At 73.6% G+C, this 13,639-nt stretch carries 13 protein-coding genes; 2 read left to right on the forward strand and 11 right to left on the reverse strand.

Features of this window, described 5'->3' with window-relative positions:
* Positions 1–34: 34 nt before the first annotated feature.
* Entirely contained in the window at positions 35–1,729 is a 1,695-nt protein-coding gene (locus tag ACZ3TI_RS15275) for a DEAD/DEAH box helicase (protein ID WP_465726662.1), read from the forward strand.
* A gap of 56 nt (positions 1,730–1,785) precedes the next feature.
* Here ACZ3TI_RS15275 and ACZ3TI_RS15280 read toward each other — a convergent pair whose 3' ends face one another.
* A complete protein-coding gene (locus ACZ3TI_RS15280) occupies positions 1,786–2,655 on the reverse strand; it encodes a helix-turn-helix transcriptional regulator (RefSeq protein WP_465726837.1) in 870 nt (289 codons plus the stop codon).
* 123 nt (positions 2,656–2,778) lie between these two features.
* Between ACZ3TI_RS15280 and ACZ3TI_RS15285 the strand changes: the two genes are divergently transcribed.
* A complete protein-coding gene (locus ACZ3TI_RS15285) occupies positions 2,779–3,792 on the forward strand; it encodes a hypothetical protein (RefSeq protein WP_465726663.1) in 1,014 nt (337 codons plus the stop codon).
* 171 nt (positions 3,793–3,963) lie between these two features.
* Here the strand turns inward: ACZ3TI_RS15285 and ACZ3TI_RS15290 are convergent, their stop codons facing one another.
* The 10 genes from ACZ3TI_RS15290 to ACZ3TI_RS15335 form a co-directional block, all read right to left on the reverse strand.
* Positions 3,964–4,692 (reverse strand): sirohydrochlorin chelatase, encoded by a 729-nt coding sequence (locus tag ACZ3TI_RS15290; protein ID WP_465726664.1) that lies wholly within the window; start codon positions 4,690–4,692, stop codon positions 3,964–3,966.
* 10 nt (positions 4,693–4,702) lie between these two features.
* Positions 4,703–5,611, reverse strand: coding sequence for an ABC transporter permease (locus ACZ3TI_RS15295; protein ID WP_465726665.1), 909 nt, complete (start codon positions 5,609–5,611; stop codon positions 4,703–4,705).
* Positions 5,598–6,401: an ABC transporter ATP-binding protein gene (locus ACZ3TI_RS15300; protein WP_465726666.1), complete on the reverse strand. Its 804-nt coding sequence runs from the start codon at positions 6,399–6,401 to the stop codon at positions 5,598–5,600. The genes ACZ3TI_RS15295 and ACZ3TI_RS15300 overlap by 14 nt, the downstream gene beginning before the upstream one ends.
* Before the next feature lie 138 nt (positions 6,402–6,539).
* Positions 6,540–7,709: an aliphatic sulfonate ABC transporter substrate-binding protein gene (locus ACZ3TI_RS15305; RefSeq protein WP_465726667.1), complete on the reverse strand. Its 1,170-nt coding sequence runs from the start codon at positions 7,707–7,709 to the stop codon at positions 6,540–6,542.
* 243 nt (positions 7,710–7,952) lie between these two features.
* Complete coding sequence (locus tag ACZ3TI_RS15310; RefSeq protein ID WP_465726668.1) at positions 7,953–9,284, reverse strand: sulfate adenylyltransferase subunit 1; 1,332 nt, start codon at positions 9,282–9,284, stop codon at positions 7,953–7,955.
* Positions 9,285–9,286: 2 nt separating this feature from the next.
* Positions 9,287–10,225, reverse strand: a complete 939-nt coding sequence (cysD, locus tag ACZ3TI_RS15315) for a sulfate adenylyltransferase subunit CysD (RefSeq protein WP_465726669.1) — start codon at positions 10,223–10,225, stop codon at positions 9,287–9,289.
* Complete coding sequence (cysC, locus tag ACZ3TI_RS15320) at positions 10,222–10,803, reverse strand: adenylyl-sulfate kinase (RefSeq protein WP_465726838.1); 582 nt, start codon at positions 10,801–10,803, stop codon at positions 10,222–10,224. The genes cysD and cysC overlap by 4 nt, the downstream gene beginning before the upstream one ends.
* 67 nt (positions 10,804–10,870) lie before the next feature.
* Complete coding sequence (locus ACZ3TI_RS15325) at positions 10,871–11,572, reverse strand: phosphoadenylyl-sulfate reductase (protein ID WP_465726670.1); 702 nt, start codon at positions 11,570–11,572, stop codon at positions 10,871–10,873.
* Entirely contained in the window at positions 11,553–11,735 is a 183-nt protein-coding gene (locus tag ACZ3TI_RS15330) for a hypothetical protein (RefSeq protein WP_030060859.1), read from the reverse strand. The genes ACZ3TI_RS15325 and ACZ3TI_RS15330 overlap by 20 nt, the downstream gene beginning before the upstream one ends.
* Before the next feature lie 37 nt (positions 11,736–11,772).
* Positions 11,773–13,497 carry a nitrite/sulfite reductase gene (locus tag ACZ3TI_RS15335; RefSeq protein WP_465726671.1) on the reverse strand — a complete coding sequence of 575 codons (1,725 nt, stop codon included), beginning with the start codon at positions 13,495–13,497 and terminating at the stop codon, positions 11,773–11,775.
* Between the last annotated feature and the right edge of the window lie 142 nt (positions 13,498–13,639).

Raw genomic sequence — 13,639 nt, forward strand, 5'->3', positions numbered from 1 at the left:
CAGCGCGGGCTGCCGACCGACGGACGGAGATCCCGTGACCACCCCTGCCCGCCCGCCGCGCGACCGCGGCCCCCGCAGCACCGACCGCAGCGCCCGCGGCACCGACCAGGCCCGCCGGGCCGCGGGCGGCGAGCGCCCGCGCAAGCCGCGCAGCCGCGGCGCGTCCCCCAAGCAGGGCGCCCCCAAGCAGACCCGCACCGCCGTGCCCGAGGCCACCGACTTCACCGTCGTCCAGGGCACCCCGTCCCGCCCCCCGGCGGCCACCTTCGCCGAGCTCGACCTGCCGAAGGGCATCCTCGCCGCGCTCACCCGCGAGGGCGTCACCGAGCCGTTCCCGATCCAGGGCGCCACGCTGCCCGACTCGATCGCCGGCCGCGACGTGCTAGGCCGCGGCCGCACCGGCTCCGGCAAGACCCTGGCCTTCGGCCTGCCGCTGCTCGCCCGCACCGCCGGGAGCCGCGCCGTCGCCCGGCACCCGCTGGCGCTCGTCCTGGTGCCCACCCGCGAGCTGGCCCAGCAGGTCACCGAGGCGCTCACCCCGTACGCGACCGCCGTCAACCTGCGGATCACCACCGTCGTCGGCGGCATGTCGATCAACCGGCAGGCCAACGCGGTGCGCCGCGGCACCGAGGTCCTGGTCGCCACCCCGGGCCGACTGGACGACCTGATCGGGCGCGGCGACGTCAACCTCTCCGACGTGGCGATCACCGTCCTGGACGAGGCCGACCAGATGGCCGACATGGGCTTCCTGCCGCAGGTCACCAAGCTGCTGGAGCAGGTCGCCGAGGGCGGACAGCGGATGCTGTTCTCCGCCACCCTGGACCGCAACGTCGACCGGCTGGTCAAGCGCTTCCTGAACGACCCGGTGACCCACTCGGTCGACCCGTCGGCCGGCGCGGTCACCACCATGGACCACCACGTCCTCCAGCTCGACCCGACCGACAAGGCGTCCGCCACCGCGCACATCGCCTCCCGCGACGGCCGCGTGATCATGTTCGTGCACACCAAGCACGGCGCCGACCGGCTCGCCAAGCAGCTGCTCGCCAACGGCGTGAAGGCCGCCGCCCTGCACGGCGGCAAGTCCCAGCCGCAGCGCAACCGGGTCCTCGACCAGTTCCGTGACGGCCACGTCTCCGCGCTGATCGCCACCAACGTCGCCGCGCGCGGCATCCACATCGACGGCCTGGACCTCGTCGTCAACGTCGACCCGCCGGTCGACCACAAGGACTACCTGCACCGCGGCGGCCGCACCGCCCGGGCCGGCGAGTCCGGTACGGTCGTCACCCTCGTGCTGCCCGAGCAGCGCCGCGAGGTCAACCGGCTGATGACGGTGGCCGGCATCCGCCCGACCGTCACCAAGATCCGCCCCGGCGACGCCGACCTGGCCCGGATCACCGGCGCCCGCACGCCGAGCGGCGTCCCGGTCACCCTGGCCGTGCCGGTGGTCCAGGCCGCCTCGGCGGCTCCGACCGAGGAGAAGCCGGGCGGCGCCAAGTCCGGCGCCCCGCGCCGCCGCCCCGGCAAGCGCTCCGGGCTGCCCACCGACGTCGACATGAACGGCAACCCGCGCCGCCCCCGCCCCAAGCAGCGGATGGGCGCCGCCGCCCAGGGCGACCGCCCGCAGGCGGCCGGCTTCATCGGCCGCTCCGCCGGGCGCGCCAAGCCCGGCAGCGGCTCCAAGTCCGGCTCCAACTACGGAACCGGGCGCCAGCGCCGCACGTTCGACTGACGTACCGCACACGCCTCGGGCCCCTGCACACGCAGGGGCCCGAGGCGTGTGTGCCGTCAGCCCGTCGCCACCGCGACCGCCGGGGACGGGGCCAGGGCGCGCAGCCGCTCCTCCGTCTCGGCGTCGCGCGGGGCCAGCACGACCAGCTGCAGGCCCTCGGCCGCCAGCAGCACGTGCTGGTCGATCCGCAGCACGCCCACCTCCTCGTGGTGGATGACCTTCTGCGTGCCGGTGCGCTCCGCCACCTGGTGCTCGTCCAGCCAGCGGTCCGCCTCCGGGTGCGCGTCGCGCACCTGCTGGATCATCCGGGCCAGTCGGCGCCCGACGGCCGTCGCCTCCCCGCCGCGCTCGGCGTAGGCGGAGCGCAGCTGCGCCAGAAGGCGGCGGGCGTGCTCCTCCCAGTGCTCCAGCCGGGCCCGGTGCACCCGGTTGCCGAACACCACCCAGACCAGGTTGCACCCCTCCGGCGGGCGGCCGCTCAGGCCGAACAGGGCGTCAGCGCCGGGGTTCCAGGCCCGGACGTCCCAGTTGGCGTCCATCACGAAGGCCGGTGCCGGCCACTGCGCGTGCATCAGCCGCAGCAGCGGGAGCGGCACGTCCCCCGGCGCGGCCACCTCGCCGTCCCGCGGGTGGCTGCCCGCCAGCCGGAACAGGTACGCCGTCTCCGCCCGGTCCAGCCGCAGCGTCCGGGCGAGGCTCGCCAGCACCTCCGGCGACGGGTGGATGTCCCGCCCCTGCTCCAGCCACGTGTACCAGGTCACCCCCACCCCGGCGAGCAGCGCCAGCTCCTCCCGCCGCAGTCCGGGCGTGCGCCGCCGCACCCCCGGCGCCAGCCCGACGTCCTGCGGCGTCACCCTCGCCCGGCGGCTGCGCAGGAAGCTCGACAGCGCCGTGCGGCGCTCCCGGGCGTCGTCCACGTCGACCATGTCCACCACGTCCCCCCGTCCTGACTGGTAGTCGAACTACCAGTATCCCCACGCACTGCTGCGGCCCGCCCGTCCGCGCGAGGCTTGGTCACGTCAACGGATCGCACGCGCAGAGGAATTCCGATGAGCAACCGTCAGCACCGTACTCTCCGCCGCACCCTGGTCGCGGCCGTATTCACCGCTCTCCTCGGTACGGCCGGCACGCTGCCCGCCGCGGCGGCCGCCGACTGCCCCACCCCGGCCGTCATCACCGGCCACGCGCCCACCCTGGTGCCCGAGGCGGGCGTCTGGGACGCCTCCCACCACCGCTTCCTGCTCGGCTCGCTGCGGCACGGCACCGTCACCGCCGTCGGCACCGACGGCAGCGTGCGGACCCTGGTGCAGGACCCCGCGCTGACCGAGATCGCCGGGCTGCGGATCGACCCCGTCCACCGCCGCGTCCTGGTCACCGACCTCGACAACGGCATCGGCGAGCGCAGCAGCGCCGCGACCCAGGGGAGGATCGCCGGGATCGGCGCCTACGACCTGGACACCGGCCGCCGCGTCTTCTACACCGACCTCGCCGCCGTCGCCGGAGACGGCGGCAGCCACCTGGCCAACGACATCGCGGTCGGCCCCGACGGCACCGCGTACGTCACCGACTCCTTCGCCCCGGTCGTCTACCGGGTGACGCCGGACGGCACCGCCTCCGTCCTGCTGCGCGACCCGCGCCTGGCCCCCGCCCCCGGGTCGTACGGCCTCAACGGGATCGTCCTCCGGGAGGGGCGCCTGGTCATCGGCAAGTGGGACGACGGCACGCTGTGGCAGGTCCCGCTGCGGAACCCGGCCGCCGTGCGGCGCGTCGAGGTGGCCGGCGGCGCGTCCCTGCTCCACCTCGACGGCCTGCTCGGCCGCCCGGACGGCTCGATCGCGGGCGTCACCAACGCCCTCTTCGGGGTCGGCCGCGACGCCGAGGTCGAACTGCGCTCCGACGACCACTGGCGCACCGCCCGGCTGACCGCCGTCCGCCCCTCCGCCGACCGCACCCCCACCGCCCCCGTCGCCGGCCCGGCGGGCAGCCTCTACCAGCTCTCCGGCGGTCTCGCCGAGGCCTCCTCGGGCCACCCGACGGACACCTTCACCCTCCGCCGGATCTGACCGGCCGAGGATCGAAGCAGACCACGGCCCGGCTCCCCCTTTGCGTGGGGGAGCCGGGTTGTGCGCATGTCCGGCCGGATCGGCGGCCCGCCCGGCCTGCCCGGGTCGTTCCGGAGCCATGACCTCGGCGAGCACGGCACCCCGGACCGCACGTGACCGAGGGCTCCTCGCTCAGGCCGTGAGCGCCGGAACCGCCGGTGCCGCGTGGCGGGCCTCGTCGTAGCGCCGCAGCAGCAGGGTGGCCAGTTCGGGGGTGGGGCCCAGGGGGTCGGCCACGGTGTCCGCCCCGGTCGACGACGCCGCGATGCGGTCCGGCAGGAGACCGGGGGCGAGCAGGTAGGGGGCGACCGCCGTGCGGGTGGCGCCCGCGGCGCGCAGGGCCGCGAGGGCGTCCGGGACGCGGGGCCCGGTTGCGGAGGCGTAGGCGACCTCGACGCCGGCCCAGCCCCGGGTGCGCCGCCACTCGGCGGCCACCGCGCGGGTCGCGGCGTCGGCGGCCGGGTCGGAGGAGCCCGCGGCGGCGAGCACCACGCCGGTGCGGGCGCGGACGGCGGGGGAGCCGGTGTCCAGCCCGGCCTCGGCGAGGCGGCGGTCCAGGGCGGCGAGCAGCAGCGGAGACGGACCGAGTACGTCCGCGACCGGCAGGCGGGAGCCGGCGGCGCGCAGGGCGGCGGGGATGTCGTGCTTGGCGTGGAAGGCCCGGTTGAGCAGCAGCGGGACGGCCACCGCGTCCGCGAGCCGTCCGAGCACCTGCGGGATCCGCGGCGCGCAGTGGTCCAGGTAGGCGGTGGCGACCTCGATGCCGGGCCGCTGCGCCCGCACCTCCTCGACGAGCGCGGCCACGGTCGCGGCGTGGCGCGGGTCGCGACTGCCGTGGGCGATGAGGAGGAGGGCGGGCATCAGCGGTACCTCACTTGCCGGTGGCCAGCAGACCGCGGTTGCGCAGCACCCGGCGCTCGACCGGGGTGAACACCAGCAGCTCGATGGCGATACCGACGAACAGGATCAGGACGATGCCGAGCAGCACCCCGGACATGTCGGAGAACTCGCGCTGGTCCTCCAGGAACCGGCCCAGCCCGCGGCCCAGTTCGGGGGAGGAGGCGACCAGCTCGGCGGCCATCAGCGAGCGCCAGGAGAACGCCCAGCCCTGCTTGAGCCCGGCCAGGTAGCCGGGCAGCGCGGCCGGGATCAGCACGTGCCGGGCGCCGGACAGGCCGGTGGCGCCGATGGTGCGCCCGGCCCGCAGGAACAGCGGCGGCACCTGGTCGATGCCGGCGACCAGCCCGTTGGCTATCGACGGGACGGCCCCGAGCAGGATCACCGCGTACATCATCGAGTCGTTGATGCCGAGCCAGATGACCGCGGCCGGCACCCAGGCCACCGAGGGCAGCGACTGCAGGCCCTGCAGGACCGGCCCGATCGCGGTGCGCACCGGCCGGACCCGGGCGACCACCAGCCCGATCGGAGTGCCGATGACCACGGCGAGCAGGAAGCCGGACAGGCCGCGCCACACGCTGGTCCAGATGATCGAGAGCAGCGTGCCCTGGTACCAGAGGTCCTGCGCGGAGCGCCAGACGTCCGCCGGGCTGGGCAGCTTGTACGAGGAGGTGAGGTGCAGGCTGTACGCCCCCTGCCACAGCGCGAGCACCACGAGCACGCCGATCAGGGGCGGCAGCGCCTTGCTGCGCAGCGCCTCGCCGAGGCTGCCGCGCTGGGCGGCGACGGCGTCGAGGGCGTCCAGGCCGGCGCCGACGTCGGCGGTGTCGGTGCCGGGCGCGGCCGCCTTGTCCAGGACGGGGGTGGTGTCAGTGCTGGCCATGGCGACGGATCTCCCCACGCAGTTCTTCGGTGATCTCGATGGACAGGTCGGCGACGCCCGCGGACTCGATGCGGCGCGGCTGCGGCAGGTCGATCCGCCACTCGCGGGCGACCCGGCCGGGGCGGGAGGAGAGCAGGACGACCCGCTGGGCCAGCCGTACGGCCTCGCGCACGTTGTGGGTGACGAAGAGGACGGACAGCTGCCGCTCGGACCAGATCCGGGTGATCTCGTCGTGCAGGACGTCCCGGGTGATGGCGTCGAGCGCGGCGAACGGCTCGTCCATCAGCAGGACCTTGCTGCCCTGGGCGAGCGCCCGGGCCATCGCCACGCGCTGGCGCATGCCGCCGGACAGCTCGTGCACCCGCTTGCCGTACGCGCCCTTCAGGCGGACGAGTTCGAGCAGCCGCTCGGCCTCGGGGCGGCGCTCGGGGCGGGGCAGGCCGGCCAGCTTGAGGGCGAGCTCGATGTTCTTCCCGGCGGTGAGCCAGGGGAACAGCGCGTGCTCCTGGAACATCAGGGCCGGGCGGCCGCCGGACACCTCGATGCTGCCGGCGGTGGGCTTGTCGAGGCCGGCGACCAGGTTGAGCAGGGTGGACTTGCCGCAGCCCGAGGCGCCGAGCAGGGTGACGAACTCGCCGGGCGTGACGTCGAGGGTGATGTCGTCCAGGACGTGGGTCTGCGCGCCGGGGCGGCCGAAGGACTTGTGCACGTGCGAGATCCGGACGGCGGGCGCGCCGCCGTGGGCGTCGGCGCTCGGGGCGTCCGCCGAGGTGGTCAGTGCCGGGGTCATCCGAGGCACCTCCTGCGTGAGTCGACTGGCTGGGGCAAGGGGCTTGGAGCCGGGGCCCGGGCCCCGCCCGTCCGGTGGGCATCGATCGGGGATCGACCGGGCGGGCGGGGCCGGACCGCGGAGCTGCGTGGCGCCGGGCTACTTGGCGCCGAGCCCGGCGTCCGGCACGGCGGCCTGGCCCTGGGCGGCGAGGACCTTGTTCAGCAGGGTGAGGTCGTAGATGCCGTTCAGGTTGGGCTTCTTGAGGAGCCCGGCGGTGACGGCGTGGTCGGCCTCGGCCTGCAGGGTGTTCGCCAGCGGGTCGTCCAGGAAGTCGATGTCGGCCCAGGCCGGGTCGAGGATCGCCGGCTCCAGCGCGTTGCCGGCCTCCTTCTTGATCGCCTCGTTGGCGTCGGCCTTGGCCTTGTCGGAGTCGGCCTTGATGAAGGCGTTGGTCTTCACCGAGCCGCGCAGCACGGCCTCCACCACGTCCGGGTGCTCCTTGAGGAACTTCTGCGAGACGATGATGTTGGTGATGACGAACTTCTTGTCCGGCCAGACGTCCTTCTCGTTGAGCAGGACCTTCGCGCCGAGCGTGACCAGCTTGGAGGCGGTGGGCTCGGGCACCCAGGCGCCGTCGATGGAGCCGGACTTGTAGGCGTCGGGGGTGACCTTGTTGTCGGTGCGCACCACCGAGACGTCGCCCGCGCCGGAGGCCGCGTCGACCTTGTAGCCCTTGCCCGCGAGGTAGTTGAGCAGTGCCACGTCCTGGGTGTTGCCCAGCTGCGGGGTGGCGATCTTCTTGCCCTTGAGGTCGTCCAGGGACGAGACCTTGTCCGGGTTGACCACCAGCTTGACCCCGCCGGAGGCCGAACCGCCGATGATCTTCAGCGACTTGCCGTCGGACTTGGTGTAGCCGTTGATCGCCGGGGAGGGGCCGATCCAGCCGATGTCGATCGAGCCCGCGTTGAGCGCCTCGATCTCGGCCGGGCCGGCGTTGAAGACCTGGGTCTTGACCTGGGTGGCCCCCAACTCCTTCTGGAAGATGCCCTCCTGGAGGCCGACCAGCGGGGTGCCGTGGGTCAGGTTGGCGAAGTAGCCGATCCGCACGGAGTCCGCGGACAGCTTCGCGCCGGAGTCCCCGGCGCCGGCCGCGGCGCCGGCCTTGGTGTCGGAGGACTTGTCGTCGGCCTTGGAGCCGTAGCCGCAGGCCGACAGCAGGGCCACCGCGGTCAGTCCGGCCGCGGCGGCAGCGGCGGTGCGTCTGATCCGGCCCACGTTGGGGCGGGTGCGGGTATGCGAGGACGGGCGGACGGGGTTCGGTGCCATGGTGGGTCCTGTTCGCGGACGGGCCGTCAGGAGGCGGTCCCGGGTGGACGGTCGGAAGGTGGTGCACGCGGCAGCGGAGTGCCGGGGCAAGCCGGGCGGCTGTGGGGGAAGACAGCCCGGTGACAGGGCGTTCTCAGCCCTGTCGGCCCGCACATCGGGTCAGGCCGCCCTGGCCGCTGCCGAGGGCGCCGCTGCCGATGCGGCCGCCTTCCTTGTCCATGCCCGAGAACGCCTCGCTGGGCATCAGACCCAGTCCTCCTCTTCGGGTGTGTCGGGTGCGTCGGTGGTGCGTACGGTCTCGAAGGCCTCGCCCGCCATGCCGGCGGTGAGGGTGGTGCCGTCGGCCGGGTCGATCAGCAGGAACGAGCCGGTGCGGCGGTTGTCGGAGTAGCTGTCGAGCGCGAGCGGCTCGGCGGTGCGCAGCTTGACGTGGCCGATGTCGTTGACGCTCAACCCCTCGGCGCCGGAGCGCTGTTCGAGGGTGTCGATGTCGATCCGGTAGGAGACCTCCTTGACCAGCGCGCGCACCGTGCGGGTGGTGTGCTTGAGCAGCACCTTGTCCCCGGCGCGCAGCGGCCGCTCGTTGAGGTGGCTGACGGTGGCCTCGATGTCCTTGGTCGGCGCGGGGGCCGGACCGGCGGCGACGAGGTCGCCGCGGGAGATGTCGAGGTCGTCGGCGAGCCGGACGGTGACGGACTGCGGCGCCCAGGCGATGTCGGTCGGGCGGCCGAGCGCGTCGATCCCGGCGATGGTGCTGGTGAGCCCCGAGGGCAGCACGGTGACGGTGTCGCCGACGCGCAGCACGCCGGAGGCCAACTGGCCCGCGTAGCCGCGGTAGTCGGGGTGCTCCTCGGTCTGCGGGCGGATCACGTACTGGACCGGGAAGCGGGCCGGCTCGTCGCTCGGGTCGCTGCCGACCGGCACCGTCTCCAGGTGCTCCAGCAGGGTCGGGCCGCCGTACCAGTCCATGTGCGCGGACGGCTCGACGACGTTGTCCCCGGCGAGCGCCGAGATCGGCACCGCCAGCACGTCCTTGACGCCGAGCGAGGCGGCGTAGGCGGTGAACTCCTCGGCGATGGCGGCGAAGACGGGCTCCGCGTAGCCGACCAGGTCCATCTTGTTGACGGCCAGCACGACGTGCGGCACCCGCAGCAGCGCGGCGACGGCGGCGTGCCGGCGGGTCTGCTCGACCACGCCGTTGCGGGCGTCGACCAGGACGACGGCGAGCTCGGCGGTGGAGGCGCCGGTCACCATGTTGCGGGTGTACTGCACGTGCCCGGGGGTGTCGGCGAGGATGAACCGCCGCCGCGGGGTGGCGAAGTAGCGGTAGGCGACGTCGATGGTGATGCCCTGCTCGCGCTCGGCGCGCAGGCCGTCGGTGAGCAGCGCGAGGTCGGGCGCCTCCTGGCCGCGGCCCAGGGAGACGCGTTCGACGGCCTCCAGCTGGTCGGCGAGCACGGACTTGGAGTCGTGCAGCAGACGGCCGACCAGGGTGGACTTGCCGTCGTCGACGGAGCCGGCGGTGGCGAAGCGCAGCAGCGAGGTGGCGGTGGCTTCCTGGGTGGTGCTGGTCATGGTTAGAAGTACCCCTCGCGCTTGCGGTCTTCCATCGCGGCCTCGGACAGCTTGTCGTCGGCGCGGGTGGCGCCGCGCTCGGTGAGGCGGCTGGCGGCGATCTCGGCGATCACGGCCTGGATGGTGGTGGCATCGGAGTCGACGGCCCCGGTGCAGGACATGTCGCCGACGGTGCGGTAGCGGATCAGCCGCCGCTCGACCGGCTCGCTGTCCTTCGGGCCGCCCCACTCGCCGGCGGTCAGCCACATGCCGCTGCGGGCGAAGACGTCGCGCTCGTGGGCGTAGTAGATCTCGGGGAGCTCGATGCCCTCGCGCTCGATGTACTGCCAGACGTCCAGCTCGGTCCAGTTGGACAGCGGGAAGACCCGCACGTGCTCGCCGACCGCGTGCCGGCCGTTGTAGAGCGACCACAGCTCGGGCCGCTGGCGGCGCGGGTCCCAGGCGCCGAACTCGTCGCGCAGCGAGAAGACGCGCTCCTTGGCGCGGGCCTTCTCCTCGTCGCGGCGGCCGCCGCCGAAGACCGCGTCGAAGCGGTTGGTCTCGATGGCGTCCAGCAGCGGCACCGTCTGCAGCGGGTTGCGGGTGCCGTCCGGGCGCTCGCGCAGCACACCGCGGTCGATGAAGTCCTGGACGTGGGCGACGTGCAGGCGCAGGTTGTGCTGCGCCACGACGCGGTCGCGGTAGGCGATGACCTCGGGGAAGTTGTGCCCGGTGTCGACGTGCAGGAGGGAGAAGGGCACCGGCGCCGGGTGGAAGGCCTTGAGCGCCAGGTGCAGCATGACGATGGAGTCCTTGCCGCCGGAGAACAGGATCACCGGGCGCTCGAACTCCCCCGCGACCTCGCGGAAGATGTGCACCGACTCGGCCTCCAGCGCGTCCAGGTGGGACAGCGCGAAGGGGGTGTCGTCGGCCTGCACCGTGTGCTGGGTCGCGGTGGTCATGCGAGGCCCCTCTCGGTCAGGAAGGCGTGCAGCTCTGCGGCGGACTCGGCGACCGCGCGGCCCTGCGTCTGCAGGCGCAGCTCCGGGCTCCGCGGGGCCTCGTAGGGGTCGTCCACGCCGGTCAGGCCGGCGATCTCGCCGGCCGCCTGCTTGGCGTACAGGCCCTTGACGTCGCGCTCGGCGCACAGCTCGACCGGGGTGGCGACGTGGACCTCCAGGAACTCGGTGCCGGCCGCGGCGTGCCGCTCGCGCACCGCGGCGCGGGAGTCGGCGAACGGGGCGATCACCGGGGCGAGCACCTTGACGCCGTTGGCGGCGAGCTTCTCGGCGACGAAGCCGATCCGGGTGACGTTGGTGTGCCGGTCCTCGCGGGAGAAGCCGAGGCCCTTGGAGAGGAACTCGCGGATCTCGTCGCCGTCCAGGACCTCGACCCGGTGGCCCTCGGCGCGCAGCCGCTCGGCCAGCGCGAAGGCCAGCGTGGTCTTGCCGGCGCTGGGCAGCCCGGTCAGCCACACGGTGGCGCCGCGCTCGCAGGGGGCGGCCGCGGGGGCCGCCTCTGCGGCTCCGTCGGCGGCCAGGGTGTGAGCTGTCACGGTTGCTTCCTTAGCTGTTGGCTGGTGGTGTGTCAGAGGCGTTCAGAGGCGTTCAGAGGTGGATGCCGCACTCGGTCTTGCCGGAGCCGGACCAGCGCCCGGCCCGGGCGTCCTCGCCCTCGCCGGGCTTGCGGGTGCAGGACAGCGGCGAGCAGCCGATCGAGGTGTAGCCCTCCCACAGCAGCGGGTTGAGCAGCACGCCGTTCGCGGCGACGTAGGCGTCCACGTCCTCCTGCGTCCACCGGGCGATCGGCGCGAGCTTGACCTTGCGGCGCTTGGGGTCCCAGGCGACCACCGGGGTGTTCGCCCGGGTCGGCGACTCGTCGCGGCGCAGCCCGGTGGCCCAGGCGTCGTACCCGCCGAGGCCGCGGTTCAGCGGCTCGACCTTGCGCAGCGAGCAGCACAGGTCCGGGTCGCGGTCGTGCAGGTTCGGCCCGTGCTCGGCGTCCTGCTCGGCGACGGTCTTCAGTGGGGTGAGCGTGATGACGTTGACCGGCATGGTCGCGGCGACCGCGTCCCGGGTGCCGATGGTCTCCGGGAAGTGGTAGCCGGTGTCCAGGAACACCACGTCCACACCGGGGAGCACCGAGGAGGCGAGGTGGGCGACCACCGCGTCCTCCATGGAGGAGGTGACGCAGAACCGCTTGCCGAAGGTCTCGGCGGCCCAGGTCAGGATCTCCTGCGCGGTCGCCTCCTCCAGCTCGCGGCCGGCCCGGACGGCGATCGCCTCGTGGTCAGTCGCGGTGCTGCTCATGGGACGTACCCCCGTGGTTTGTCGGTGACAGCAGGCCGAGGAACTTCAACTGGAAGGCGCGGCGGCAGCCGTGGCACTCCCAGGCGCCGTGCCCGGCCTCGGAGGGGCGCAGGTCCTCGTCCCCGCAGTAGGGGCAGAAGAACGGGGCTGCTCGCTCACTCATGCGCCCACCTCGCTGACGGTTCGCTCGCTGTGCTCGTTCACGACAGCTGCTCCTCGGTCGCCCGGGCCGTCCACTGGGCGAAGCGCTCGCCCTCGGTGCGGTCGGCCTGGTAGCGGGTCAGCAGCCGCTCGACGTAGTCGGGCAGGCCGGCGCTGGTGACCTTGAGGCCGCGGACCTTGCGGCCGAAGCCGGCCTCCAGGCCGAGCGCGCCGCCGAGGTGCACCTGGTAGCCCTCGACCTGCTCGCCGTTCTCGTCGGTGACCAGCTGGCCCTTGAGCCCGATGTCGGCGACCTGGATGCGGGCGCAGGCGTTCGGGCAGCCGTTGATGTTGATGGTCAGCGGCTCGGCGAACTCCGGCAGGCGCTGCTCCAGTTCGTCGATGAGCGTGCGGCCGCGCTCCTTGGTCTCGACGATGGCGAGCTTGCAGTACTCGATGCCGGTGCAGGCCATGGTGCCGCGGCGGAACGGCGACGGGGTGACCCGTAGGTCGAGCGCCTCCAGGCCGGCGACCACCGCGTCGACGTGTTCCTCGGCGATGTCGAGGATCAGCATCTTCTGCTCGGCGGTGGTGCGCACCCGGTCGCTGCCGTGGGCGGCGGCGAGGTCGGCGATCTCGCCGAGCAGCTTGCCGTCGACCCGGCCGACGCGCGGCGCGAAGCCGATGTAGAACCTGCCGTCCTTCTGCCGGTGGACGCCGACGTGGTCGCGCCAGCGGGCGGCGGGCTCGGCCGGGGCGGGGCCGTCGACCAGCCGGTACTTGAGGTACTCGTCCTCCAGCACCTGGCGGAACTTCTCCACGCCCCAGTCGGCCACCAGGAACTTCAGCCGCGCGCGGTTGCGCAGCCGCCGGTAGCCGTAGTCGCGGAAGATGCCGATGACGCCGCCGTAGACGTCGGCGACCTCGTCCAGCGGGACCCAGGCGCCCAGGCGCACGCCCAGCTTCGGGTTGGTGGACAGGCCGCCGCCGACCCACAGGTCGAAGCCGGGCCCGTGCTCGGGGTGGACCACGCCGACGAAGGCCACGTCGTTGATCTCGTGCGCGACGTCCAGCAGAGGGGAGCCGGAGACGGCGCTCTTGAACTTGCGCGGCAGGTTGGAGAAGTCCGGGTTGCCGATGAAGCGGCGCTGGATCTCCTCGATGGCGGAGGTGCCGTCGATGATCTCGTCCTCGGCGATGCCGGCCACCGGGGAGCCGAGGATGACGCGCGGGGTGTCGCCGCAGGCCTCGGTGGTGGACAGGCCGACGGCCTCCAGCTTCTGCCAGATCGCGGGGACGTCCTCGATCCGGATCCAGTGGTACTGGATGTTCTGGCGGTCGGTCAGGTCGGCGGTGCCGCGCGCGTACTCCTCGGAGACCTCGGCGATCGCCCGCAGCTGGGCGATGGTCAGCCGGCCGCCGTCGATGCGGACGCGGAGCATGAAGTACTCGGCGTCCAGCTCGTGCGGCTCGAGGATCGCGGTCTTGCCGCCGTCGATGCCCTCCTTGCGCTGGGTGTAGAGCCCCCACCAGCGCATCCGTCCGCGCAGGTCGGCGGGGTCGATCGAGTCGAAGCCGCGGTGCGCGTAGATCGTCTCAATGCGTGTCCGCACATTGAGACCGTCGTCGTCCTTCTTGAACTGCTCGTTGGCGTTCAGCGGCGTGTGGTGCCCCATGCCCCACTGGCCCTCGCCGCGGTGGCGGGTCACCTTGCGGGCCGCTGCGGGGCGGCTCGCGGCAGGGCGGTCGGCCGTGGGCTCGACGGTCTCGGGGGAGGTGGCCATGGTGGAGTCCTTCGGGGCAGGTGGCGCTGGTGCCGAGTGGGTCGCGGGGCTTGCCCGGCCATGCGGTACTGCTCTGACCTGCGGGTTCTCTCAGGACCGGGAGGGCAGTGACCAAGGCCGTGCGGGCGCCTGCGTATCCGCT

This window comes from Kitasatospora sp. NPDC023120 (assembly GCF_055560835.1).

Excerpts from the sequence above, each read along its gene's own strand:
- cysD (WP_465726669.1), bottom strand. The coding sequence starts at position 10,225 with ATGACCACCGCGACCCAGCACACGGTGCAGGCCGACGACACCCCCTTC.
- ACZ3TI_RS15300 (WP_465726666.1), bottom strand. The coding sequence starts at position 6,401 with ATGACCCCGGCACTGACCACCTCGGCGGACGCCCCGAGCGCCGACGCC.
- ACZ3TI_RS15325 (WP_465726670.1), bottom strand. The coding sequence starts at position 11,572 with ATGAGCAGCACCGCGACTGACCACGAGGCGATCGCCGTCCGGGCCGGC.
- ACZ3TI_RS15295 (WP_465726665.1), bottom strand. The coding sequence starts at position 5,611 with ATGGCCAGCACTGACACCACCCCCGTCCTGGACAAGGCGGCCGCGCCC.
- ACZ3TI_RS15330 (WP_030060859.1), bottom strand. The coding sequence starts at position 11,735 with ATGAGTGAGCGAGCAGCCCCGTTCTTCTGCCCCTACTGCGGGGACGAG.
- ACZ3TI_RS15285 (WP_465726663.1), top strand. The coding sequence starts at position 2,779 with ATGAGCAACCGTCAGCACCGTACTCTCCGCCGCACCCTGGTCGCGGCC.
- ACZ3TI_RS15290 (WP_465726664.1), bottom strand. The coding sequence starts at position 4,692 with ATGCCCGCCCTCCTCCTCATCGCCCACGGCAGTCGCGACCCGCGCCAC.
- ACZ3TI_RS15335 (WP_465726671.1), bottom strand. The coding sequence starts at position 13,497 with ATGGCCACCTCCCCCGAGACCGTCGAGCCCACGGCCGACCGCCCTGCC.
- ACZ3TI_RS15310 (WP_465726668.1), bottom strand. The coding sequence starts at position 9,284 with ATGACCAGCACCACCCAGGAAGCCACCGCCACCTCGCTGCTGCGCTTC.
- ACZ3TI_RS15280 (WP_465726837.1), bottom strand. The coding sequence starts at position 2,655 with ATGGTCGACGTGGACGACGCCCGGGAGCGCCGCACGGCGCTGTCGAGC.
- ACZ3TI_RS15305 (WP_465726667.1), bottom strand. The coding sequence starts at position 7,709 with ATGGCACCGAACCCCGTCCGCCCGTCCTCGCATACCCGCACCCGCCCC.